The following is a 23,723-nucleotide window of genomic DNA, read 5'->3' as shown; positions in this document are numbered from 1 at the left end:
AAGACCCGGATAATAAGGCGAAAAACCGGCCGCTTCGCTTCACTTTAGCGTTCGCGTTGGAGGTGCCGGGGTTAGTGGTGCCGGATCCACCATATCAGGATCAGGCCGGCCACGGCCGAGCCGATGCCCACGCCGCGCAGGATGTGATCGGGAGTTGCAAGCGCGCTCTTCATCGCCTTGCGCATCCAGGCGGGACTTGCCGCGAACATCAAGCCTTCCAGCACAAACAGAATGCCCAAGCCGATGAGGAAGTCGGCAAACGCTATGGACCTCATCGGACTGGAACCTCCCCTTGTGCCGTTCTTGTTCCGCGAAGGGGCGGCGCCGGCGCCGCCCCTAGTTTCGTCTTATTGTTTCGGCGCCGCCTGCGCTTCGGCACCCGCCTTGCCGCTTGGGCTACCGAAGTACCGGAAGAAATCCGAATTCGGCCGCAGCAGATAGCGGGTGTCGCTCGATCGCAGCCCGGTCTCATAGGCTGCCATCGAACGGAAGAAGGCGAAGAAGTCCTGATCCTTGCCGTACGCTTCCGCGAACAGCCGGGTGCGCTCCGCATCGCCCGCGCCGCGGGTCTGCTCGGCCTGCGAGTTGGCTTCCGCGATGATAACGGTCGCCTCGCGATCGGCCTTGGAGCGGATCTCTTGCGCCTTCTGGCCGCCCTGTGCACGGAACTCAGCCGCTTCGCGCTGGCGCTCGGTCTTCATCCGGTCGTAGACGGCCTGGCTGTTCTGCTCGGGCAGGTCGGCGCGGCGAATGCGGACGTCGACGACCGAGATACCATAGCCGTCGGCCTCGCGGTCGAGCTGCTCGCGGATGCGGCCCATCAGCTTCTCGCGCTCGTCGCGCACGACCGTGATGAAGGTGACCTCGCCGAGCACGCGGCGCAGCGCCGCATTGAGCAGCGTCGTGAGCTGGAGGTTGGCCGCCTGGATCGAGCCGACGCTCTGATAGAAGCGCAGCGCGTTCTTGATCCGATAGCGCGCAAAGGCGTCGACAACGAGCCGCTTCTGGTCGGAGGCGATCACTTCCTGCGACGGGTTTTCCAGATCGAGGATGCGCTTGTCGATGCTGATCACGCTGTCGATGAACGGCGCCTTGAAGTTCAACCCGGGCTCGGTCACGACCTTGACCGGCTCGCCGAGACGGACCACGAGCGCCTGCTCGGTCTGCTGCACCGTGAAGACCGAGCTGTAGGCCACGATCAGGATGAGCAGCAGGACGATCAGCGAGACGATGCCTGTAACCGGAGACCTCATCGGGTGCCTCCGCTCTGCTGGCCGGAGGTGGCCGCTGGCCGCTTCGGCGTCAGCTCGTTGAGCGGGAGATAGGGCACGACACCGCCTTGTCCCGTCGCCGCGCCGTCATAGACGAGCTTTTCCGAGCCGCCGAGCACGCGCTCCATCGTCTCCAGATAGATCCGTTCACGCGTCACGTCGGGGGCCTTCTTGTATTCTTCGTACACTTTCAAAAAGCGCGCGCTCTGGCCCTTGGCCTCGGCGATCACTTGTTCCCTGTAGCCCTCTGCGGCCTGGATGATCTGCGCGGCGCGGCCTCGCGATTCCGGCACGACACGGTTGGCATAGGTCTGGGCCTCGTTCTGCAACCGCTCGAGGTCGGCGCGCGCCGCCTGCACGTCGCGGAAGGCGTCGATGACCTGCGCCGGCGGGTCGACCTTCTGCATCTGCACCTGGGTGATCAGAATGCCGGAGCCGTAGCCATCGAGCGTCCTCTGCATCAATTCCTGCACGCCCTGCTCGGTGGTGTTGCGGGCGCCGGTCAGGATCGGCTGGATCTGCGAGCGGCCGATCACCTCGCGCATGGCGCTTTCGGCGACCGCCTTCACGGTGCCCTCGGGATTCTGGATGTTGAACAGGAAGTCGCCGACGCCGTCGGGCTTGATCCGCCAGAGCACCGTGAAGTCGACGTCGACGATGTTCTCGTCACCGGTCAGCATCAGGCTCTCTTCCGGCACGTCGCGGATGGTACGGCCGCGCCTGGAGGGATCGTCGATCAGCGTCATGCCGATGGAAATGGTCGAGACACGCAGCGCCTTGGGCAGTTGCACCGTCTCGATCGGATAGGGCAGATGGTAGTTCAGGCCGGGCTGCACGGTTCGCACATGCTTGCCGAAGCGCAGGACGACGCCGAGCTCTTCCGACTGCACGCGGAAGAAGCCCGAGGCCAGCCAGATCGCGACGATGAACAGCACGATGACGGTGATGCCGACGCCACTGAAATAACCGCCGGGCAGAAGCTGCTGGAGCCGGTCCTGACCGCGGCGCAGAAGGTCTTCCAGATCCGGCGGCCTCGGCCCGACCGGTTGCGGACCTGTGCCCCATGGCCCTTTCGAGCCCGAGCCCCAAGGGCCACCGCCCTGATTCTTCCACGGCATTCGACAGTCTCCTCGGCAGGGTCTGAAAATTGCCCCCGCCCGCTTTGTCCGGTCCGGCTTTATAGGGGACGCCTTGCCCCCTTACAACGCACGCCTGACCGTCTCCGAGCTATGCCGCGCTGAGGAAATGTCAATGTAAACATTGGTAAAAGCAGTTAATGTTGCCGCCGCCGACGATATGTCACATAGGAGAAATCGGCGCTGTCGTCGCCTCCGGCCGGATGTCGGATACGCGCCGCCTCCTCCCACTCCGCCTTGCTGATCTCAAAAACGGTGTCGCCCTCGGGCCGCGCATGCACCTCCGTGACTTCGAGGCGGTCGGCGCGATCGAGCCATTGGCGATAGATTTCAGCGCCGCCGATCACGGCGATATCGGCGACCGAGCGCCGCAGGGCATCGCCGCGCGCGATCGCATAGGCATCCGCCGAGGACGTGGTCACGATGGCGCCAGCCGCACGGAAACCCGCATCGCGGGTGATGACGATGTTGGTGCGGCCCGGCAACGGCCGGCGCAGCGACTCGAAGGTCTTGCGGCCCATCACCACAGGCTTGCCGATGGTGAGCGCCTTGAAGCGCTGCATGTCGGATTTCAGCCGCCACGGGATCGCGTTGCCGGCGCCGATGACGCCGTTCTCCGCGATGGCGACGACGAAGACGATCTCCATCAGGGCGCCTTTCCTGCAAGCCGCGTCAATGCATCACCGGTGACGCGGCAGAGCGTCCAGTCGTTCATCATGACGGCGCCGAGCGACTTGTAGAACGCAATCGACGGCGCGTTCCAATCCAGCACCGCCCATTGCAGCCGTGACCAGCCGTTCTCGACGCATTCCTTCGCGAGATAAGTGAGCAGCGCCTTGCCGATGCCCTTGCCGCGATGCGACGGCCGCACGTAGAGGTCTTCGAGATAGATGCCGTGGCGGCCGCTGAAGGTGGAGAAATTCACGAACCACACCGCGAAGCCGACCGCCTCGCCGTCCCATTCGGTGATCGCGCAGTACAGCCGCGGGTTCGCGCCGAACAGCGCCTCCGCAATCATCGCCTCCGTGGCTTCCACCTCGTGCGTGAGCTTCTCGTACTCGGCGAGCTCGCGGATGAAGGAGAGAACGAGCCCGGCTTCGCCGGGCCGCGCGCGGCGGATGTTGAATGACATTTAGACCGAAAGTATATCAGTATGTATGTAACTCACCGACATCTCCCTGATATGTATGAGGAATTTTGGTCGCGACCCAAAGGCGTCACCGAAAGCTCTTAATATTCCTATCGCGAAGAAACTGTCGCGTGAAGTAGGGACAAAACGCCTTTCGGTCACCAGGATCGAGGTCGCTTCTTGGCGTAGGCGTCGGCTCTCGCTGCCGTCACCACCTGGGAACCCCCACACAGAGCGCAGGTGTCCCCGACGAGCCCAGTCGTTCCTCGGCCTTGGCAGTGGGGGCACTCCTGCTCGTCGATCGAGGAGGGATCGTAGGTTTTTCGCTTTGCGTGACTCACTACGCATGAGCCTCCGCAGTATGCGCAAAAGTCGCCGGCCAGTCCGGTCTGTCCTCTGCCATTGCAATGGGGACAATCGACTTCGTCGATCTCGTCCGGATCGTACTTCTCTGCGGCGTCCCGAGATACCGAACACGACCCCTTGCAGTATCCGCAGGTGTCACCGACCAGGCCCGTCTGCCCCCGGCCGCCACAACGAGGACAATCGACCTCGTCTATTGCGGTCGGATCATAGTCTTCGGCCATCTGCCGCGAAACAACGCAAGAGCCTCCACAGTAGCCGCACAGGTCTCCTACCAAGCCCGTCTGCCCTCGACCGCCGCAACGCGGGCAATCGACCTCATCGAGCTCCGCACGATCGTAGGCGTCGTGCTTGTCCTGCGTGACCACGCAGGAGCCCCCACAATAGCTGCACAGATCCCCTACCAGTCCTGTCTGGCCTCTTCCTCCGCAGTGGGGACAATCGACCTCGTCGATTTCGATGAGTATCTCGTCGACTTCATCAACGAGGCTCTTGGCTTGCGAGCGGATGTCGCTTTCCGTCGCGCCCTGCGTGAGGGCCGCCGCAAGCAGCGCCAGCTTGGGCGCCGCCTTGGCGAGTACCTTTTCAGGCTCCGTAGTCAGAAGATCCTTCTTCGCAGCCTCTTCGGCCGCTTTGGTCAAGTCGGGTATGGAGGCCATCAACCCCTTAATTTCCGCCACATAGATCGAGCGATGATCTTCGTCCGCCGCCGCCCCCATCTTCTTCTCCGCATCCTTCAAGAAATGCAGCATCGAATTCAGCAGCTGTGCAGCGTTGGCCTCAAACTTCAGAATCCTGCACCGGGACGACCTCTTCAGAAGCTTCGCCGCACGCACGACCTCTATCGAGATGTTGGATGATGGCTTGAACCCAAGGTCGTACTTGGCATGGTGGTTCGGGCACAGATAGATCAGGTTGGCCGGCGCGTTATTCAGCGTCTGGGCGACAGCTTCGATATGCGCCACCTCTCCATTGTCCATCGAGCCGCATATCGCGCACCCATAGTGCGCTTCATCTTTGACGTCGTCACTGATCACTTTTGGAATGTGGGGACGTCCGCCGCCCTTCGGCTTAGGCCAAGGCTGTGCAAGGTACCCCATGTAGGCCGCGAGTTCGGCCTCATCGAACAAGGGGCCCGTCTCGGTAGCCATACACTTCAGCTTGCGATCCTCTCCCGGTTTGGGGCAGGACTTCGTCAGGTGCTCCACGGTCTCGACCCTTAGGCCGAGATGCATGGCGGCTTCGATTAAGGTCTTAAACGCCACGGGCGTCCCCTCCGACGGAGCCCGAGTCCGGGCCGTTTGCCTGATTGAGCAGCGCTCTACTCTCCGGTCAAGTCGTAGGCCAGACCGGCCCGATTGAATCTCAAGGCAAGTCCTTCCTACAGCCAAGGAAAGATTTTCGAGAAGGGGTTCTTGGAGTTGCGTTCTTCGCCGAACAAGACGAGCTCCATCTCGTTGGAAGTGAGGGCCAACCGGTCCAGCACCTCGCGATTTGCTGCGACGGCATACAGTTTCGACAAGCTCAAAAGGATTCGTTTATTGAGGTCCCAATACCCTGCCGAATAGAAATGCGGCAGGTCGTTGACGAGCATCGACTCCGCGGTCCGCGAGAGGCCCGCGTTGATAATAACCACGCGGAGCTCGGGCAGCACGATTGAAATCAGGTTCCAGCTTTGTATGGATCCTTCATCGATCGCGCTCCTGAGCAAGGCAGCCTGCATGGTCGTACGCTCGTCGCCCTGCGCGTCGTCGGCCATATCTGACAGACGTTGCGCGATCTCTGTACTGCCTTTCGCGAGGTAACGTGGGTAGCGGAGAATCGAAAGCGCCGCTGCGAATTCCTTTGTCGACTTCAATTGCGACAGCCAGTCCGCAGCAAGGATCGTACCAACGCGATTAGACAGGCGACCCAGCCACGATCTATGGAGCTGGTTCCCGCAGTAGGCCTCGACTGCGGACCGGAAGACGAGCTCGGGACGCGAGGAGATCATGGCGTCTTCGAGATCACCCATGTCGCGCCGGACCATCTCTTTCGTCACGGCCTGAGCCAAGGAGACGGACGAATCTTCCTTGATAAGCTGCAGCAGAATTTCATTTGAGACGAGTGGGAGAGTGTCGGCATCGACGAGATCTTCACGCGCGAGCAGGACGTCAGCGATCATGTCGTTCGGGTATTCCGTCGTGATGGACGACTTGTCGGCCAGCGCCACAATAGCTCCGAGGATTTTCTCCTTCCATGCCGACAGAGCTTCCTTGTTCGCCGCGTAGTAGCAGGCGACGGAGCCGATCTGCCGCGAAGACAATTCCTCGAGCCTGGCTCCAACCTGAACAGGCGTAGGGATTTCTGGAAGCGCCTCCGAAGTCAGGAGCTGCAGCAGATCGACAGCGGAAATCGCGGCGACGAGGCGCGGCGAGCTCGGGCCGATCCCGAGGATGTCTCGCTTTAGCACCGCGCCGTCCGACGGATCCGGGAGAGCCCGAAATACCTCAAAGGCCGCATCCGACGAGAGGACGTCGGCGCCATCGGAACGCAGGTACAGATCTACGATCATTTGATACTGACGCCGAGGGGCCGAGATATCGCGACCGTAGCGCCACAAGAAGCGCCGTAGCGGCGTCACCTTGTTGAGGGCCGCGTCGGCAGCCGCGTAAGAAACCCATCTTTCGCGGCTGATCGAGGTCGCCTCGTCAAGCGGAGCGACTTGAACGTTGTAATCGCTCTGCTCCGTTCGGCGATTTTCGTTCAACGATGCCGTGCAGAATGAGAACGACGATCTGAGGCGCGGCCATTGTTGGGACCACACGGCCAAGACAGCATTTTCGATATCGTCGCCGCTATCGGGCGAAAGGGTCGCTCGTCCAACAGTATAGTAACTGGATATGATCTCCAAGATCAGATGGCCGCTGGCTGGCTCGGCGAACTGTGAGAACGAAATGTCCAGCGGGTCTCCGTAAGACGACGTATCGTTCGCGGTCGGCCGACGGAAGAACGGCAGGACTTCCGAGAGCGCCGGAATGGAAGCAGATATTTTTGGGCCAAGCAAAAGCACATGGCTCCACACGCAGCCGGGGCGCGGCATCTCTGGGGCAGCCCAGGTCCGGAACAGGGCGTATCTTCGCGATTCAGGCAACGGCAGTCCGGACAGGTAGCTGTCTCGTTCGCCGAGGCGAGCTCCGCTGGCGAGATCGCTCGCAGCGCTGAGAAGATAGAGATCCTTCGGAGGCAAGCGAACCGACGACGCGATTTGTCGATGGCCCTCGGCATAGCCGAACAGAGCTTGGTCAATGGTATCGCGCGAGGCGGCGTTCAAACAGGAGACTCCAAATCCGCCAGCCAAAGCAAGGGGCGGGTAATGTCGTGCTCGGCGACCTCTGGGCCGACAATGCGAATTCGCTTACTTGCCGGCACGATCGCCAGCAGCTCCTCGCGATCGGGCCCCGGCCCATCCTTCTTCTTAGACAGCCGCCCCCCTTGTGCCGATACGCCGTAGACCCTCAGATCTAGGATGCTCTCAGCATTATTAAGGTACTGCGAGAGGAGAGGATAGCGGTCCTGCAACCACTTCTCAGCGTCCGTGGTTCCCTCCGGCACCAGATCCCAGGCCGAGACCACCAGAGCTACCTTCATCGGCCTCGCCTCGAAAGGCGGACGCTGCAGACACTGGAGGAGATCCACCAATTGGACCTGCAACGGAGCCTTCTTCGGCTCCCAATGGTTGGGATCCGCCACTGGTTGCGCCGCATCTTCTTCCGCATCGAATACGTCCAGAATCGTGACCGCGTCGTCGTTCTTCCGGTTCGCGCTGAGGAACAGCAGCATGCCTTCGGCGCTTTTGACTATCTCGACAAATGTCTCTGGACAATATCTCGTCGCAAAGGCCTGCTCTAGCGTCTCGCCCGACAGATCGTCGAACTCCAACGTCATCTCGTTGTTCGACGCCGCGTGCAGCAGGTTCACGCGGATGGGCTCGAGCTGTTGCAACTTCGTGCGTTCGACTTCGTAGCCTTCGGCCCACGATCCGGAGATCTCCTGCAGGTAGCTGAAATCGCCGACGTGTTTCCCTTTGATCAGGGCCGTGGGAATCTCTTCACTATCCACCAGGTGCCATAGAGCGGCCGCGAAGGTGGTCTTGCCCGATTCCTGAATGCCGAAGACCATGCAGCGCCTATCCATCACTAACCTCCCGCAATCTTCGACAGCAACCGATCGATCTGACGGGGCGCGTCGACAACGGGCCACGGCGCCACGTCGGGAAGCGGCAGGGGCTGCGTCCAGCGCCGGACCAGATCGTCGAGCCCGATGATGCCCACCGTTCGGTCCGCCTTCGGCAGAGCGCAGATTTCGTGCGAAGATATAGCGAGGCCCTTTTTAGTGAAGTCGGATACCACACGGGCCTCGAAATCGCTTAAGAAGCCAACGTCCGCGGCATCGCTACGGCGCGTGATGTCCAGCTTCGTCGAAAGTATCTCGACGGCATTGGCGCGGACAAGAGCGCCGTTGTCATGAAGCGCGTTGATCATTTGCCGGAAATTCCGGGTATAGGCCGTCCGATCGTCCTTCGATGCGAGCCGCTCGCCGTCGAGCAGGAAGCAGACCCGGTCAGCCAGGCGGAATTCGTCAAGCGTCCCGATGAGGTCGGTGGAGGTCCGAGCGGCCGCGTATGCCTCTCCGGACCGATCAGCGATCACCAGATCGACGACATCTCCGCGGCTGCGAGCAAGGGCGAGATGGAAGAACGCCAGCGGATCACGCCTGCTCGTTCGCGGCACCGTTGGCGAGGAACGTCCGGAACTCAGCAGCGTGAACGCTTGAAGCTTGGCGAATCCGAGCAATGTCTCGCTGCCGGCGAACGTCAGGTCGGCGAACGCACCCTTGCAGAACATCGCATAAATCGAGCAAAGCAAGGTAGTCTTGCCGACCTTCTCCTCTCCCACGAGAGCCACCGTCCTAAGTCGGCGTCGCCTCGATAGAGCGGAGTAATCCGCAAGAAGCAACTTGTCACTGGCCCAAATCTGGACCGGCGGCACGGTCCTCGATTCTTCCGGCTCGTCCAGTGCTTCGGTCACTTCGACATCGGCTGCATAGTTCTCGCAGCTCTCGACCGGATCCCGGCCGAGCGCACACTTGCCATCGATCTGGACCTTGCAACCGGTGTAATTGCAGATCGGCGCTGCCGCATTCATCAGTTGAGTCCGCCATGTCCGAGCAGCGCACGCTCGCGGAATGCCTGAATCCCGAGTTCGAAAGGCGACATCTTCGCGGCCGCGACGTCAGGCGCGACCTTCGCGAATTCCGCTTCCCAGGCGGCCGGGCCGAGCTGCGCGACGAACTGGATCGCCGCGTGGACGGGAAACAGGGCCTTAGACGCCTGCGGAACGTCCTTGGAAAGCTTGGACGCATCCTCCTGGGACAGCGATTTGATCGCGGCCTTCAGGCTAGACTTGCCGTCTGCTTCAGCCCCCGAAATCCTCCTCAGGATTCCGTGGGCGCCGTAGGGGCCCGGCAATTGGCGGACCATCGTCCCGAGTTCGATGCCAGATACCACCATCTTCAATCCGACCGCAGTTTCCGTGCGCGGCTTGTCCAGCAGTTCGTGCCAGTCGCCGATGCACCACCACAACATGTCTACTTCTTCGGCGAGCCGCACGATGTCGCCACGCGCAGAGTCCATGGGGCCCCGGACGCTATCAGATAGCGCTTTGACCGCGGCGTCGGTCGACGCCATGGCAGCGTCGATCGCGGCCTTGGCAATGTTGCCGGGCAGCGGGTTGTGGCTGTTCACCGCGTCGACTTCCGTCGTAATCGCTTTCAGCTTCGGCGCCGGCCCCAGCTTTGCTCCGCTCGAGACCCTGTGATTGCGGACCGCGGCGACGAATGCTTCGTTCGCCTGCGTCGTCAGAACATCTCCGTCGGCGGAATGCCTTCGACCGCAGTACGACGTCGTAAGGATCGCCAGCGGCGCATAGGATCCCGATGACGCCATCCGCTGCCGAAGAAGCAAAGCGGCGATCCGCCCAGCGTCGACCTTATCCTTGCTGGCGACGAAATGCGGATCAAATTCCCGAACGGCGTCCTCGAACCATGGGCGTTCGGGGAAGGGTTCAACCTGATACGCGAGACGGCAAAGATCGTAGATCTGCCCCATGTTGTCGATCGACGACGACAGCTTCTCGAAACTCTTCTGCCTCGCCTCAACGACGTTGCGGGAAGCACCTTCGTCAAGATCTCTGTAAGATTGAATGAAGTCGAATTCAGCGGTCATCAGAGCGGCTCCCCTGCCAACGTCCTATCGATGAGGCGCTCCATTTCGGGAAGCACCCCCAGCGCGTCGCTTCTCTTCACCGCGGCGACGACGAGTTCGTAATCTTTCATCTCCCGATCATTCGGCCTGTCGAGGCCAAGCAACGTGATCACGCGACGCTGTTCGTGCTCCTTCAGCTTGAACAGCTTGATCGTCACGCTCCTGATGGTCGGCGGCGGCTGCGGGGCTGACGTCGTCATGGTCGGGGACTCCAGCACTGGCGCACTCACTTCCGTTTTTGCGGTTTCAGCGGCGGGGGTTTTCGGCGCCGTCCAATCCGGCAAATCGTAGGCATTCTCCCAGACCGGATTTCCCTTCCGGTCGGGGACGCCGAGGAAGTCGTTCGTCTCGAATTGACGCACCCACACCTTGACGACAAGCTTACGCTTATCGTCGGCCCCATCGACCGACACGTCGATCCAGTTATAGCCCGGCTTCCAGTCACGCTCGTCCCGGTCCGGGTGCATCGCGCCGGCGCGGATCCTCAGGAAATGTTTTCCCTCGTCAACGCGCCGCGTGTGTTCGTGGCCGAACAGTTGTATCTGCGCGATCTTCTCGCACCGATCCTGAAAGTCCCGGCCGTTCTTGAGCCACTCGAACGGGTGATGCGCCATCACCATATGGCAGACGCCGTCCTCTTCCTCGATCTGACCGGCGGCCGGATCAATCAGCATGCGTTCCTTTGCGTCCGTGATGTCGGACACCAGGACGGTGTTGAACCCCCAAAGGCGCAGCGTCGAACCATCGTTCAGGGGGAGATCGCGTCGGGCGAATGGCCGTGCGGCAAGGTCTTCCGTTCCGTCGTTGTCGATATAGGGCTTCAGCAGGCACAAGAACTTGGCCGCGAACCTGTTGTACTCCTGGATCGGCCCAAAGATCACGCCTGAGGCGAGCTTGCTGCGCAACCATTGCCTCAGGTAACCGTTCACGTCCTTGACCGGCGTTGCACGGAGGGCTTCGCGAGCCATGCTCTGCGCGATGTCCTTCTCGGCGTTTCGATCAACATCGTGATTGCCGGGGATCACGAACACGTCGTCGATCTTACATCCCGCCTCCGGGCAAAGCTTCTCTTCGAGCCATGCGTAGGCGAAGGCATACTCCTCCGCACGACCGGCGAAGGCGACGTCTCCCGTCAGCAGGATGCCGTCCGCTGGCCTACCAATCTCTTTCCGCATTCGCCGCACGTCGCGAATGATATCGCTGCGCAACGCTAGATTCGGATCGTCCGGTTGCCCGATCTCGGTCTTTTTGAAATGAATGTCAGAGAGGTGCACAAAGAGCATTTAGGTAGGGCTTCCAGTTCGGGCGAGATCGTGGCGGCGGTCGCCGCCGCGCACAAGCGTTCTCGTTTTAGGCTACCTTGGGAACGTCCCATGCGTTGTGCTCGGCGGCAAGCTCAATCAAGGGTCCCGAGCCGCGTTTCCACCGCTTTGTGGTAGCTACTTCGTTGACTTCATGAGATTTATTGCTGCGAACCGGCCGACGCTTTCCGACCTTTCCACCGCTTCAGGAACTCCCGCGCAGCCTGCTCCATCACGTCCCACGCAGCCCGATGCTCGTCGATGCCGACCTGCTTGATGTCCGCGATGACGTCCGGATGCATCATCGTCAGGAACTGAATCCTGTCCCCTATCGGGGTTCGCTTTCCCCGTTTCGGCGTCTTCTTTTTACCGGTCATTCATCCGTCCGTTGCGCGACTACCTTTCGTTAACCATACGGCCGCAGCGGCCCCGGCACCAGCGCCGCCAGCGAGATCTTATATAAGAAGGCATCCGCTTCTTATATAAGAATGCCGCGCTAAGCCCTTGACTCCAGCTGATCTTCCTGTCTGAATGTTCTTGTTTCGTTCACGGTGGCGTTCAAGGTCAGTCATGTCGGGCAGCGTCGGAAACTGGAGGGTCGAGCTCGTCGAGGTTCACCGCGACCTCTTCGCCCCGCCCTGCGACGCCGCTTTTGCGGCCCGAGGCGCCCCCGAATGCGGCCCCGGCTGGCATGACTTGCTCGACCGGCTGTGCGTCCGGATCCGGAAGGCGACCCACGCCGGCGGCGACTTCAGGTTCAGCCAGATCAAGGAAAAATACGGGACCCTGCGGGTCTACTGGGACGGCAGGCTGTCTCCGGAGGCGACCATCCAGGTCGAGGAAGCCATCGCGCTGGCCGAAGCCCGCAGCGCGACTTGCTGCGAGGTGTGCGGCGAGCCTGGTCGTCTACACGGCGGCGCCTGGTTGACCACCCGCTGCACGGTGCACGCGGAGGGTCGGGCGCCCGTCGAGAGCCGGCCGGGGCTCGAGAACATCTACATCGTCAGCTACGTCGCCGGCGACGACCGGAGCCAGATCACCTGCCGCCGCTACGACCGCGACACCGACACCTTCACGGAGGTCGATCCGGCCTCCCTTCCGGTCGAGGAGTAGCGCCGTGAAGCTTTGGCCCATGTCCGACCTCCACCTCGAACTCACCCGGGGCTGGGACTTGCCGGCCGGAGAGGCGGGACCGGAATTCGAGGTCATGATCGTCGCCGGCGACCTAACGCCGCGTGCCGAGCGCGGCGTGAAGTGGTTGCTGGATAGAGTGCCCGACCGACCGGTGATCTACTGCATGGGTAATCACGAAGCCTACGGCGAGGACATCGACCGCACGCTCGAGAAGGCCAAGGCGGCCGCGGCCGGCACGAACGTGAACCCTCTGGAAAATGAGACCGTCCGCATCGGCAACGTGACGTTCGTCGTCTGCACTCTCTGGACCGACTTCGCGCTGTTCGGAGATCAGCGCCGGGAGATGGCGATCGCGGCGGAGCGCATGAACGACTTCAAGAAAATCAGGACCGACCGCTACGCCCAGCGCTTTCGTCCTTCGCACGCGCTGGCCAGGCACAGGCGGTCCCGAGCCTTCCTCGAAGCCGAGCTCCGCAAGGATCGACCTGGTCCCCTTGTGATCGTGACCCACCATGCCTGCCGGCGCCCGGAGCCGCGCCTGTCGGAGCCGCCCAAGCCGGACGAGCTTCTGACCGCGGCATTTTATAGCGATCTCACCGACCTGATGGTGACGGCGCCCGACGAGGGTCGCGGCGCGCTGCGGCCCGCGGACCTGTGGATCTATGGGCATACCCATGAGTCCTTCGACGCCGTGATCGGCGAGACGAGGGTCGTGAGCAACGCCAAAGGCTACGGCCCGTGGGGCGACCGCGAGCCCACCTGGGACAACCCGAACTTCAACGAGCAGCTCATCATCGAGATCTGAGGGCCGACCATGACCGACGCCGACCACAAACACACCGAGACCACCCGCCCCGCCCTTTCCATGGTTTCGGATACCTTCTCATGCACTCCCCCAAGGCCCGCCGCGGCCGCCCCGACCTCTTCTCGTCCGCCAAAACCGCTGCCCCGATCCCCGCGCGACACTCTGCGCTCAGAGAGGCGCTCGCGATCGCATCGCTCGATCCGGCGATCCGCGCGATCTCACACGTTGCGGCGGCGAATGCTGGGTCCGCGCAAGTAGACGTCGACGCCGTCATTATCGGGAAGGACGACGGGCGCTTCGTTCTTGACGTCGTCGCCGCCCGCCGGATCCGCTCGCTCGACGAAGAGGGTCTGGTCCAGATCGCGCTGCGCGAACTGGGTCTGCAGCAGCTCATCGTCACAGCCGAGGACCTGAAGACCGAGCCACGCCGGTCCAACGTCCGCTTGGTCTGGTCCTACCGGGACCGGCCGGTCCCAGTGCCTCTGCGCCTCCGGATCCTCAAGGTTCTCGCCGACGAGGGGCCGATGGAGCTCGGCCGCCTGCTCGAGATGGTCAGCAGCGACCGGGATCCCTCTCCGGCAGTGATGTCGCTGGCCTGCTCGAACCTCCTCGAACTCGACCTGACGTCCGAGCCGCTCGGGCCGTCCACCCTGGTGAGGTCCCGCACATGAAGAAGACCAAACGCCGCAGCTCGCCCCGGATCGCGGTCCGGATGGCGCCAAAACGCCTTGTCGACCAGCATTGTCTGGCGCCCGGCACTGTTCTGATCGACCGTATCTTCGACCGGGACCGCGGCCGCTTCGAGGATCCCGATGAGCCCCAGATTGAGGGCAACTTCTACCTGGAAGCTGAGGAGGACACCGATGGCCTTGCTCCGGATGGCCGGCCCGATGCGATGACGGCGCTCGTCGGCGCCGCCTTCGAGGCCGCCGCCCCGCCGGAGCTGCGCCGCAAGTTGCGCCACGGCCAGGCGCTGTGCGTCGTCATCCTGGTGCCGACGGATGCCTGGGTCCTACCGGTCGCGGACCACTTCCGCCGCTCGTTCGGCGATCGCTGGCTGCAGCACACCAGGAGCGGGCCTAACCAGCGGGGCCTGGGATGCTCCTCCGGCTCAAGCGCGGTGTCGGGCGCCTTGGCCGGCGGCCAGTCCGTGGTGGGCATTTCCGCCGACGTCAGCCTGCTCCCCCGCGCCCTGGTCGGTGCCGCCGACCTCACGATTCGGCTCGGGCCTCCGACCGGGGCGGTGGTGAAGGCCGCGATCGGCCGCTTCGCCGGGCGGGCATCCATCGAACTGGACGATGCCGTCCTCGCCGAACTCGATCTCGACGACCTTGTCGCTGCCTTCCGACCCGGAACGGGCGCGCAACGCATCGCGCAGCGGCTCGCCGCCGCGGCCGCGGCCCTTCGGGCGATCACCGATCTCAAGGAGGCCCACACGTGCTCGTCGTGACAGTCGAACTTTGGCCGGGAGGCATCGGCGCGCTCCGGCGGCCGCTCGGCACGATGCACATCGGAAACGTGAGCGACCTGGCGGATCTGAGCGATTACAGGATCATCGCCATGGAGACAGCCAATCCTTTGACCGGCACGCCGCCCGGCATCGCAAAGTTTTCCGTCCTGGCCCATGCGCGCCAGCAGCGTGTCTGGGCACTTCTTCAACGTGCCTGCGAGGAGGCGATGGCGGCCGACTGGACCGATCTGTAGACCCTGTTGCCCCTCCAGCCCGGTTCATGCGCTCTGCCTTGTGAGTTCGATTTGAAGCGATCGAGTTTGAGCTTCGGCGAGCCGATAGAATCGGCTTATCCAACAATTCCGAATCCTTCACCCGCGGAATTGATGGCCAAACGCGCTCCCGGTTCTCCCCCGTCCGCAAAGCGTAGCGGCCGAACGGCGCCGGAGCCCGGACCGAGGCCGACCGCAGGTTCGGCGGATACGCGCTTTCGCATGACGCGAAGCATTCGGAAGTGGATCCGCACCAAGATCCTGGCCTGGCCCCATTCCACCATCACGTGGGAGGCCGTGCGGGCCGAGGTCCGGAAAAAGCATCCGGAGGCGGAGGCGAAACGCCAGACGCTCGCGAAGTACGAAGAACTACAGTCCGCATTCTACGACACGAAGCGCCGGCTGCTCCTGGAGCGGGAGCAGAAGTCCGCCAAAGAACGGGCGGCCGAAGGTAAACCGGCCAAGCCTGGCCGGCCGAAGGCGGGCACGGACGAATATCTGCGGAATCGGGTCGCGTTTCTCGAAACCCGCGTGCGCGAGCTGGAGACGGAAAATACCCGTCTGAAACAGCAGTTCGTTCGGTGGCAGCGGAATGCCATCGGAGCCGGCATGACCCTGCAGCAGTTGGAGCGCCCCCATCGCCGCATCGATCGCGGGCAGGCCGACGAATAGCACCCGCGCGAGCCGACGAAGCGAAAACCTGTTCAGGCTCACCAGGGATCAATGCCTGGCCCCGGAACCCCTCTCCCGCGCCCGACCATTGCACCGTCGTGCTCACGCGCAAGGGCATCCACGCCTGCGGCGCGGACCCTCCCTTGCGCGCTGCGCGCGCCGTCGCCTGGCGGGTCGCGTGAGGGCGGCTCCGGGGATCAAGCAGAAGTAATCGGGAGCCCAGGAGGCTTCGCGAATGGCGGCCATTGCAGACCCGTCGTCCGGACGTCGGCGGTGGGAGGCTTCGCCACGGCGGCAGAAAAGGCTCGGCGGTCGCCCACCAGCACCACCTGCTCCTCGGCCCGGGTGATCGCCGTGTAGAGCCACGAACGGTCGAGCAGCCGATTGTCATAGACCGGGATGACCACGCGCTTGGCGCTCGACCCCTGGCACTTGTGGCAAGTGACGGCGTACGCGAGGTCGAGATCGACCAGGTGCTCGTCGTCCAGCCTCTTGGGCTCGAGGTCGCCGTCGAACAGCACGTCGACGACCCGTTCTTCGGGATCGATCGCGACGACGCGTCCGAACAGACCGTTGAACAACCCGGCGCGGTAGTCGTTGCGCAGGAAGATGGTCGGCTCGCCGACCGAGAACCGACGGCCGAAGAAGCCCGCGAATTCAGCCCGGCCAGCGGACGCGAAGCGGCCGTGGAAGCGTCCGTTGACGCTGTCGACGCCGGCCGCGCCGGCGATCGTAGCCGTGACGACGAGCACCTCGCCGGCATCGCCGAGCCGGTCGATCACCCCGTCGAGAGCCGCCGCAATGCCGGCGTGATCGGCATCGACGAAGGAGATGCCGGCCGCCGGCCCAGCGAATTCCGAGAACAAGGGAATTCCCCCGCAGCGGACCGCGGCCGCCGCCGCCGGGATTCCGCTCGCGGCGGCCTGTCGATGGACTTGGGTCAGCCGCAGCGTGACGCCGGCATCTTCGACCAGTTCATGAAAGACCTTGCCGAAGCCGATGGGCGGCAACTGGGCCTCGTCGCCGACGAGCAGCAAGCGGCTGCCGGGAGCGAGGCGCTTGGTGATCGCGTGTATCGTCGGCAGATCGGTCATCGACGCCTCGTCGACGACGACCAGGGTCCTGTCGGTGATCCGACTCAGGCTCTCGAGCTTCGTTCTCATCTTCGCGGCTTCGCCTTCCGAGACGTCGGGATCGGCGAGCGCCTCCTCCAGTTCGTCGCGCTCGACCAACTCGGCCAGCGTTCGGGCCAGCGTCTTGGCCAGCCGCCCCGTCGAACGCGACAGCCGCAGCGCCGCTTTGCCTGCCAATGCGCAGAGCAGGACGTGCCCTCCGAACCTTGCCCACAGATCGCAGACGAGCTTGCACGTGTAGGTCTTGCCGGTGCCGGCGCCGCCGACCAGGCACGCCAGCGAACGCGTCATCATGGCGACGGCGGCGGCGCGCTGCTCGTCGGTCAAGGTCCTGCCAGGACCGGTCAGTTCGGCCAGCAGTTCGGACCAGCCGCTGGGACTGAGGAGAGGGACGCGGGCGTCGCGCGGTGCTTTGGCCAAGGCCGCCAGCCTGGCGACGAGATCGTCTTCGAGCGCGGCGGCGCCCGGAGCCCTCATCAGGTCGCCCGCGCGCAGCACGGCGCCGTTCTTCACCGCGGCGACCAAGGCGCCGTGGACGACGGAGCGGTCCGGAGCTCTGCCCAGCAGCGCTTCGAGCTCGCCGGCGAATTCGCCGGCGGGCATCGCGGTGTCGCCGCGGCGGAGCATGCGCTTGACGGTCTCGTCGGCCGCGCCGACGTGGCGCCGGACGTCGAGGACGGGATCGGCGCCGTCCTCCCGCAGCAGCCGGCGGCCCAGTTCGTCCATCTGCTTCCACGGCAGCAGCGGGACCATGACGAACGGGTTCAAGGCCAAGGTCTCGACGGCGGCCGGTCCGAGCACCCGGTGGATGCGCCGGACGATCTTCATGTCGCTAACGCCCTGGCGATTCAGCCACGAAACGAGCGCCGCCTCGCCCTCGGCGGCTTGCCAAGCCGACGTGACGAGCACGGCGAGACGGCGCGCGAGGACGGGCTTCTCTGGCGACATCGCGGCGGCGATCTCGTCCAACTGGTCTTGACTGGACAGGACTTCCGGCAGGTTCTCTCCGAAGGCTTCCCACAGCCGGCCGGCGCGGGCAGGCCCGATCCCGGGGACGTGGTTGGCGAGGAAGCGCTTGATCAGATCTCCTGAGGGCAGGATGCGGCGGCCGGCTGCGGCGGCGATCTGAGGCCCGAAGCGCGCCTGCCGGATCTCTCCCTCAATCTCCCAGACGTCGCCAGGCGCGGGCATCCCCAGCAGCCGATCGAAACGGGCGCGCACGCTGCAGCGGCCGCCGCCCTCGACGAGGATGCCGGCGAAGATGCAGCCGTACGGCTTCTCAGAGATGATGCCTTCCACCGCGATCCTCACGGACGCACCACGCCCGTCCGGAGCACCTGGCCGGTTTCCTCGAACATCCTGACCTGCTCGCGCAGACTTTCGATGATGCGTCGCTGCTTCTCGATGACGGCCGCTTGCTCCGCGGCGAGCTTCGACGCCTCGCTTGCCCGCATGTCCGACCGCCGGATCCGCGCCGCCACCGCCTTGTCGACCTCTTCCGACTGATGGCGCTCGCCGATCGGCTTCAGCTTCTGCTCGATCGCGACGGCGTTGATCGCCGCGCGCAGCTCCGGTTTCTTGAAGAGGTGCTGCTCCTGCGACTGCGGACGGCCCAACGCGGCGGTGATCGCCCGGACGTTGACCTTGCCGTCCACCGTCGACGGAAGGGTCGGCAGGGCTTCGCCTTCCTGCGAGAGCCACGCGCTGGCGCGGTCGTCGAGGTATCGTTCGAGATCTTCGAGCAGCTCTGGAAGGATCGACTTGGTCATGGCGACATCCTGCGGATCAGACGGCGAAGGGCAGCTTCAGACTTGGACCGCGGTCCCGTCGGGGATCTCCGGATCGGCATGGACCGCGACGGTCCTCTTCAGGCCTTCGACCATCTTTTCGTTGTGCTTCACCCACTCGCTGGCGCCGTAGGTGCCCTCTCCCATCTCGGTCCTGGCCTGCGCAAGCATGCTTTCGTGTTCGGTCAGCAGCCGCTCCGCGCGGGCCTTGTGAGCGGGATTGCCTTTGATGACGAGGTGATCGCCGCAGCCGGCGCAGGAGCCGTGCTTGGGACAGGGCGCGAGCGACCAGTCCTGGACGCAGGCGCCGATGTCAGTCATGTGGGCGCTGTTGATCCGGGCATTGACGAACGCCTCCCGCTCCACCGGCGGCAGCTTGGCGACGGCTTGGGGCAACGGGCCGCGCATCGCTCTGGTGTTGAGCATCTCGCGCATGCGCTTCTTCAGTTGCCGCCCGTCGGTGTGATCGTAGGCGGCGTTCTGACCGACGCGTTTGCGGCCGCTCCAGCGGGCGATGTCGAGTTCGGGAAGTTCGCCATCCTTAGCGATCGTGTTGAGATAGTGCCGGAAAGCGTGGCTGGTGATCTTGTACGGCTTGTGGTCGGCATCGCGGATCTCCAACCTTTCGAAGACCGACTTGTGCCCTTCATGCGAAGTCAGAAAGGAGCCGATCTGGAAGTCGCTCAGGAAGGTGACGACCCCATACTGGTTGTTGTTACCCTCCCGAAAGAAGTGCTGAGGTATCAGGAAGAGGTAGTCCGACAGCTTCTGCGGCATATCCGGCGGCAGCCTCGGCTGAAGCCGCAGCATGGCGGCCTCCACGTCGGCCAAGGTGCACCGAAGGAGCCCGTCATGCTTTTCGCGTGGCACGCCGTTGTATCTCAGCCAGAGGTCGGCCGGCGTCCGACTGGTTACTCCGATGGCAACGGCCACCTCGTTGATCGTAAGCAGCGTGGACGGATCGGCGAGACGGAAAGGCTCGGCCACGTAGGCGCGCCCGGGATGGCGCTCCATCCAGCGCGCGATCCTGCGGATCGGCTCCGTGATCCGCAGGATGTCAGCCATCGCGCGCTCGGCGACTTCCACCATCTTCGGCGGCACCCACTTGATGGTGTCGTTGGCGCCTTTCGATGCCCCGTAGGCGAAGCCGAAAGCTTCGTACGGATGGCCCGTCTTGGGGTCGATGGCAGACTTCTTCCGGAGGCACTTCGCCCGGAGCATCAAAGCCTCGTTGATGCGCCACGGCGCGCACATGAGCAGCTCGACCGCCGCTGCGCGGATAATGTCGCGGTCGTCGCCCTTCTCGCGAACGATGTCGCTCATGGCGATGACGGCATCGATCAGCTCTTCGGAAGGCATCCTGCCCGCACGGTCCTTTTTGGACTTCTCGTCGGTCCGCTGGGTATGGCCCGGCCGAGGATGCGGGTTGGAGTAGGCGATCCGAGCCTTCGCGAGGGCATGTTTGTTCACGAACTCGGCAACGATCTCGAGACTGCCGCCCACCTTGTACTTGTAGCTGGGCTTCCCCTCGACCGCGAAGGCCGCCGCGAAGAAATCGTCGCTAGTCAGCCGCACCGGATCGAAGCCCCGGTTCTGCAGCGTTTCGTACAGCAGGCGGCCGGCCTGCAGTACGTCGCCGTGAACACAGGGATCTTTCGCGGGGCGCGCGAACTCCCGAAGAGCGATAATCGTCTTGATCATTTCCCCAAAGGCTTCGTTCAAGGGCACGCGCCCTTTCATGCTCTTGGTTTTGGCGGCGCCTTCACGCGAGAAGATCAGCCTGAAGACCGTGCCGGCCGATGGCCTGGTGATCTTGACGGGCGAAAGATCCCAGACCGGCGCGTCGAAATCGACGGTAGGGCCGAACACCTGCAACGCTCGGGCGCGCTCGACGAGCGCGGCTAGGGACGTTTTCGCATCGAGCAGTCTGCGATCCGGAAGGACATGGACGTTCATGTCGGCAGCGCCTCGCAGGCTTTCACCACCTCGGCCACGGCGAGGATGGTGGCGTCGTGCAGAGCAACGATCTGCCGGTCCAAGCCGTCCTTTTCCTTGCGTGCCCGGTCGGCGCAGAGCCAATCCAGGACCTCGCGATGCGGGGCGTCCTTCCAAGGCTGGAATTGGTGGCATGTGTAACAGCTTAGTGGCGCGAACAGTCCGCACGGGCCGGCCCCGCACGTGCCGACATCTCCGGCCTTTTCCGGCATTCGGTCGGGATGCCGGTTGTAGAAGGGAATGCGCTTGGCCGGATTGTCGCCGTTGACCGCCTCGCGTTCGGACCGCACGATCCGGCCCATGAAGGCGTCGGCGATCGGCCCCAACCGCAGCGCCGTCGCGGCGTCGAGACGGAGCACCTGGCTGGCCCGGGTCTCGAAATAAGCCTGCACCGTGCCGAGGTCGGAGTGATCGAGCATGACCGCCAGCTCGCTGGGCGTGGCGCCCTCCTCGACCGCACGCGTTCCGTACGTCCGTCGGAACCGCCGCATATTGACGACCAACGGCTCGCCGGTCCGATGCGAGATGATCTCCAACTTGGCGATCGCCTGCTTGACGAGGAGGCTGATCTCCTTTGGGCTCATGTGCATGGCGAACCCGCGAAGGGGACCATCCATCCGCTCCGCATCGGGCTCGAGGCGCCTGAACAGCGGATACGCGCACCTCTCCGGCCAGCCATGCTCATCGCGATGAGCACGGTTCTCTCTGACGAGCCGCGTGACCCAAGCGGCGATCTCGTCGTTGAGCATTTTCGGATGGAACTCCTCCCGGAAGAAGGCGTGTCCCTTCTTGATCCTGGGCAGATCGAAGCGCGCGTGAATGCGGTCGCTGTCATCCTCCTTCAATGGCTTGTAGTCCTCCTCGCGCGCCAAGGCGTAGGCCAGCGGATTGGCTCCCAACGCGATCGCCAGCCAGCAAACGGTGTTTTCCAGGGTCGTCAAGCGCTTGGGACCGAGCGTGCGCAGCTTCGTGGTAAGCGCGATGAACTCGATCTCGTCGAAGGCCCCTTTGACGGGATCCTGCGTCCGAACGGCATGGCCGGTCTCGTTGCCTGGAATATTCAATTCCCGGATCCGCTGCGCGACCTCTTCCGGGAACTGCGTCATGCCCTGATCGGCACTCCAGCAGTACCAGGAACGGACGTAGCAAAGCCGGTACTCCGCGAAGTTCTTGACACGGCGGAGGTCGCTGATCAGGCGCTCTTCAACAATCCCGCCGCCGACATCGACATCGCGGAAGTGTTTCGACCGATGGAGATAGCAGAGCGCTTCGAACGTGTTCCGCACGTTGTCGACCGACGAGACCTTGATCAAGTCGGCAATGAAGCGAGCGATGGAGGCGAGCAGAGAGTGGGAGCGGATTCTGAGGCTTTCGAACTTCAGATTGACGCGCAGCACCGCGTGGTTGAGCTTCCACGTCCAGCCGGTCGCATCAACCGCGAAGCCGGCGCGATCGATGACCGTCCCCTGGCCCGGGAAGGCGGTCGATGGCGCTGCGGATCGGATGGCGGGCTTAGCCATTCGCGCGTCCTCCCGTGGCCTTGTCCTGCATGACAATGGCGAGCTGATTGCCCTTCCGACGCAAACGTCGGCGCTGGTATTGCAGGCTGGTCTCGGAGGTGGGCGTCCACCCGCTCTGCTGGTTGATCACGGATTGCTCGGTCGACGGGCTGAGGCCGGCCTCCTCCGCGGCGTCGCCCATACGATCCTTGTTCGTGCGGCGGACCATGTGCGGTGCGAAGTCAGCCGGGATGCCGGGCACCTTCTCGCGGAGGCGCTCGTACATGCCGACGACCGCGCCGATCGAAAGGGGCTTGGGACTCTTCTCGCTGCTTTCCTGCGAGAGAAAGATGTACTTGGACTTCTTCGCGCCCGGATAGGTCAGCCGATCCTTCACCATGTAGTCGTGAAGGATCGCCGCCGAGTCAGGCCGCAGCGACACCGAATGCGCCAGCGTCTTGTTGCGCGGCTCGTCGGCACGGGGGTCGTTGGGATCGTCCGGGCTACGCGGCACGAAGACGTAGGGATCGTCGCCGTTGAGGTGCAGATGGCCGCCGGTAAGGATGAGCGGAGCCGACCGACGCAAGCCGGCATGGTAGAGCCGCCAGAGCGCCTGGTTGCGGACCTGACTGCGCTTGTTGAAGGGATTGGTCGGATGACCCGGCGTGATGGCGTCCAGGAACGCCTGTTCGGTCTTCTCGTCCATGCCCTCCTTGGAGGTGTTCTTCTTCACCACGATCTTGCCGACGAGCCGCTTCGGTAGGGCCTCCAGCCGGCGTCGAGCCTCCGGCAGCCGCTTGTCGTCGAGCACCATGCGGTCGATGACGGGGTCGCAGCGCCAGACGATGTACTCGGCGACGGCAATCAGACGGCTCTTCCAGTGCGCGTTCTTGACGCTCTCCGTCGGGTTGCGCCGTTTCTCGCGCAGCTCATCGCGCAGGGTCGCGATCTCCTCTTCACGGAAGAGCTCGAGGCTCTCGATCCTTGCGTCGACGTCGATGATGAGTTCGGCGCAGATGTTGTGAAAGGCGCAGACGGCGCTCATGTAGGCCCGCATCGCCGAGTAGCTGATGCCGCGTTCGCGGATCCTGATCTGGCAGTACAGGTTCGGCCACCAAGCCGGCATGCCGTCAGCATCGACCGTCAGCACGAACCGCTCGCCGGTCTCCAGGCGCAATTGTTCGGTGCGGAATGGCGTCGGCTCGAGCAAGGTCCGTTTCCGGGTTGTTCCCGGTTTGAACCTGTCAGCTGTAAGGGCGGCTCCGCCAGCTGCATTTCGACGCCATGGCGACGGCCTTCAAAATCTCAAAAGCGCCTGCAGGACAGGCACTTCTCGCGTTTTGGGTGACAAAATCCAAAACTAGAACGCCTAGGCTGGATTTGGATGACACTTTCCTCGATGAAGTAAAACGAAAGCCCGCGACTTCCTCAAGGAAATCGCGGGCTTTCGTCAATCTCGGTGACAAAACCCG

At 63.5% G+C, this 23,723-nt stretch carries 23 protein-coding genes; 6 read left to right on the top strand and 17 right to left on the bottom strand.

The genetic code is table 11. The features are described from left to right. Positions 1–71: 71 nt before the first annotated feature. From NLM33_RS39520 to NLM33_RS39465, 12 genes are all read right to left on the bottom strand, one after another. Positions 72–275: a DUF2065 domain-containing protein gene (locus tag NLM33_RS39520; RefSeq protein ID WP_254103790.1), complete on the bottom strand. Its 204-nt coding sequence runs from the start codon at positions 273–275 to the stop codon at positions 72–74. Between the two features lie 72 nt (positions 276–347). Then, a complete protein-coding gene (gene hflC, locus NLM33_RS39515; protein WP_254103789.1) occupies positions 348–1,253 on the bottom strand; it encodes a protease modulator HflC in 906 nt (301 codons plus the stop codon). Continuing rightward, complete coding sequence (gene hflK, locus NLM33_RS39510) at positions 1,250–2,389, bottom strand: FtsH protease activity modulator HflK (RefSeq protein WP_254103788.1); 1,140 nt, start codon at positions 2,387–2,389, stop codon at positions 1,250–1,252. Before hflK ends, hflC begins: the two co-directional genes overlap by 4 nt. 155 nt (positions 2,390–2,544) lie before the next feature. After that, positions 2,545–3,054: a dihydrofolate reductase gene (locus NLM33_RS39505; RefSeq protein WP_254103787.1), complete on the bottom strand. Its 510-nt coding sequence runs from the start codon at positions 3,052–3,054 to the stop codon at positions 2,545–2,547. Next, positions 3,054–3,539, bottom strand: a complete 486-nt coding sequence (locus NLM33_RS39500) for a GNAT family N-acetyltransferase (RefSeq protein ID WP_254103786.1) — start codon at positions 3,537–3,539, stop codon at positions 3,054–3,056. The genes NLM33_RS39505 and NLM33_RS39500 overlap by 1 nt, the downstream gene beginning before the upstream one ends. A 155-nt stretch (positions 3,540–3,694) precedes the next feature. Then, entirely contained in the window at positions 3,695–5,164 is a 1,470-nt protein-coding gene (locus tag NLM33_RS39495; RefSeq protein ID WP_254103785.1) for an HNH endonuclease, read from the bottom strand. Positions 5,165–5,280: 116 nt separating this feature from the next. Beyond that, positions 5,281–7,212 (bottom strand): hypothetical protein, encoded by a 1,932-nt coding sequence (locus NLM33_RS39490; protein ID WP_254103784.1) that lies wholly within the window; start codon positions 7,210–7,212, stop codon positions 5,281–5,283. Then, on the bottom strand, positions 7,209–8,060 hold the full coding sequence (locus NLM33_RS39485; RefSeq protein WP_254103783.1) for a hypothetical protein: 852 nt from the start codon (positions 8,058–8,060) through the stop codon (positions 7,209–7,211). Before NLM33_RS39485 ends, NLM33_RS39490 begins: the two co-directional genes overlap by 4 nt. Positions 8,061–8,077: 17 nt before the next feature. Then, positions 8,078–9,085: a hypothetical protein gene (locus NLM33_RS39480; protein ID WP_254103782.1), complete on the bottom strand. Its 1,008-nt coding sequence runs from the start codon at positions 9,083–9,085 to the stop codon at positions 8,078–8,080. After that, the gene (locus tag NLM33_RS39475) at positions 9,085–10,164 is read right to left on the bottom strand and encodes a GTPase-associated system all-helical protein GASH (RefSeq protein WP_254103781.1); all 1,080 of its coding nucleotides are present in this window, start codon (positions 10,162–10,164) and stop codon (positions 9,085–9,087) included. Before NLM33_RS39475 ends, NLM33_RS39480 begins: the two co-directional genes overlap by 1 nt. Beyond that, positions 10,164–11,486, bottom strand: a complete 1,323-nt coding sequence (locus NLM33_RS39470) for a metallophosphoesterase (protein WP_254103780.1) — start codon at positions 11,484–11,486, stop codon at positions 10,164–10,166. Before NLM33_RS39470 ends, NLM33_RS39475 begins: the two co-directional genes overlap by 1 nt. Positions 11,487–11,665: 179 nt before the next feature. Next, positions 11,666–11,881 (bottom strand): hypothetical protein, encoded by a 216-nt coding sequence (locus NLM33_RS39465; RefSeq protein WP_254103779.1) that lies wholly within the window; start codon positions 11,879–11,881, stop codon positions 11,666–11,668. Positions 11,882–12,074: 193 nt separating this feature from the next. Between NLM33_RS39465 and NLM33_RS39460 the strand changes: the two genes are divergently transcribed. From NLM33_RS39460 to NLM33_RS39435, 6 genes are all read left to right on the top strand, one after another. Further along, a complete protein-coding gene (locus NLM33_RS39460; protein ID WP_254103778.1) occupies positions 12,075–12,617 on the top strand; it encodes a hypothetical protein in 543 nt (180 codons plus the stop codon). A gap of 19 nt (positions 12,618–12,636) precedes the next feature. Continuing rightward, complete coding sequence (locus NLM33_RS39455; protein ID WP_254103777.1) at positions 12,637–13,443, top strand: metallophosphoesterase; 807 nt, start codon at positions 12,637–12,639, stop codon at positions 13,441–13,443. A gap of 80 nt (positions 13,444–13,523) precedes the next feature. Further along, positions 13,524–14,114 carry a hypothetical protein gene (locus tag NLM33_RS39450; RefSeq protein WP_254103776.1) on the top strand — a complete coding sequence of 197 codons (591 nt, stop codon included), beginning with the start codon at positions 13,524–13,526 and terminating at the stop codon, positions 14,112–14,114. Beyond that, complete coding sequence (locus tag NLM33_RS39445) at positions 14,111–14,893, top strand: hypothetical protein (protein ID WP_254103775.1); 783 nt, start codon at positions 14,111–14,113, stop codon at positions 14,891–14,893. Before NLM33_RS39450 ends, NLM33_RS39445 begins: the two co-directional genes overlap by 4 nt. Then, positions 14,881–15,147 carry a hypothetical protein gene (locus NLM33_RS39440; RefSeq protein WP_254103774.1) on the top strand — a complete coding sequence of 89 codons (267 nt, stop codon included), beginning with the start codon at positions 14,881–14,883 and terminating at the stop codon, positions 15,145–15,147. Before NLM33_RS39445 ends, NLM33_RS39440 begins: the two co-directional genes overlap by 13 nt. 240 nt (positions 15,148–15,387) lie before the next feature. Then, positions 15,388–15,837 carry a hypothetical protein gene (locus NLM33_RS39435; RefSeq protein ID WP_254103773.1) on the top strand — a complete coding sequence of 150 codons (450 nt, stop codon included), beginning with the start codon at positions 15,388–15,390 and terminating at the stop codon, positions 15,835–15,837. A 197-nt stretch (positions 15,838–16,034) separates the two neighbouring features. Here the strand turns inward: NLM33_RS39435 and NLM33_RS39430 are convergent, their stop codons facing one another. Genes NLM33_RS39430 through NLM33_RS39410 form a run of 5 tightly spaced genes read right to left on the bottom strand, consistent with a single transcriptional unit; the run spans position 16,035 to position 23,461 of the window. Beyond that, complete coding sequence (locus tag NLM33_RS39430) at positions 16,035–18,269, bottom strand: AAA family ATPase (protein ID WP_254103771.1); 2,235 nt, start codon at positions 18,267–18,269, stop codon at positions 16,035–16,037. An 8-nt stretch (positions 18,270–18,277) separates the two neighbouring features. Continuing rightward, positions 18,278–18,739, bottom strand: a complete 462-nt coding sequence (locus tag NLM33_RS39425) for a hypothetical protein (protein ID WP_254103770.1) — start codon at positions 18,737–18,739, stop codon at positions 18,278–18,280. A 36-nt stretch (positions 18,740–18,775) separates the two neighbouring features. Continuing rightward, positions 18,776–20,713: a hypothetical protein gene (locus NLM33_RS39420; protein WP_254103769.1), complete on the bottom strand. Its 1,938-nt coding sequence runs from the start codon at positions 20,711–20,713 to the stop codon at positions 18,776–18,778. Beyond that, positions 20,710–22,272: a hypothetical protein gene (locus NLM33_RS39415; protein WP_254103768.1), complete on the bottom strand. Its 1,563-nt coding sequence runs from the start codon at positions 22,270–22,272 to the stop codon at positions 20,710–20,712. The genes NLM33_RS39420 and NLM33_RS39415 overlap by 4 nt, the downstream gene beginning before the upstream one ends. Then, complete coding sequence (locus NLM33_RS39410) at positions 22,265–23,461, bottom strand: hypothetical protein (protein WP_254103767.1); 1,197 nt, start codon at positions 23,459–23,461, stop codon at positions 22,265–22,267. The genes NLM33_RS39415 and NLM33_RS39410 overlap by 8 nt, the downstream gene beginning before the upstream one ends. Positions 23,462–23,723 lie beyond the last annotated feature (262 nt).

This window comes from Bradyrhizobium sp. CCGUVB1N3 (genome assembly GCF_024199925.1).
Taxonomy (GTDB): Bacteria; Pseudomonadota; Alphaproteobacteria; order Rhizobiales; family Xanthobacteraceae; genus Bradyrhizobium.
Note: the sequence above shows the minus strand (reverse complement) of the source record. Positions and strands in the feature narration are given on the sequence as shown.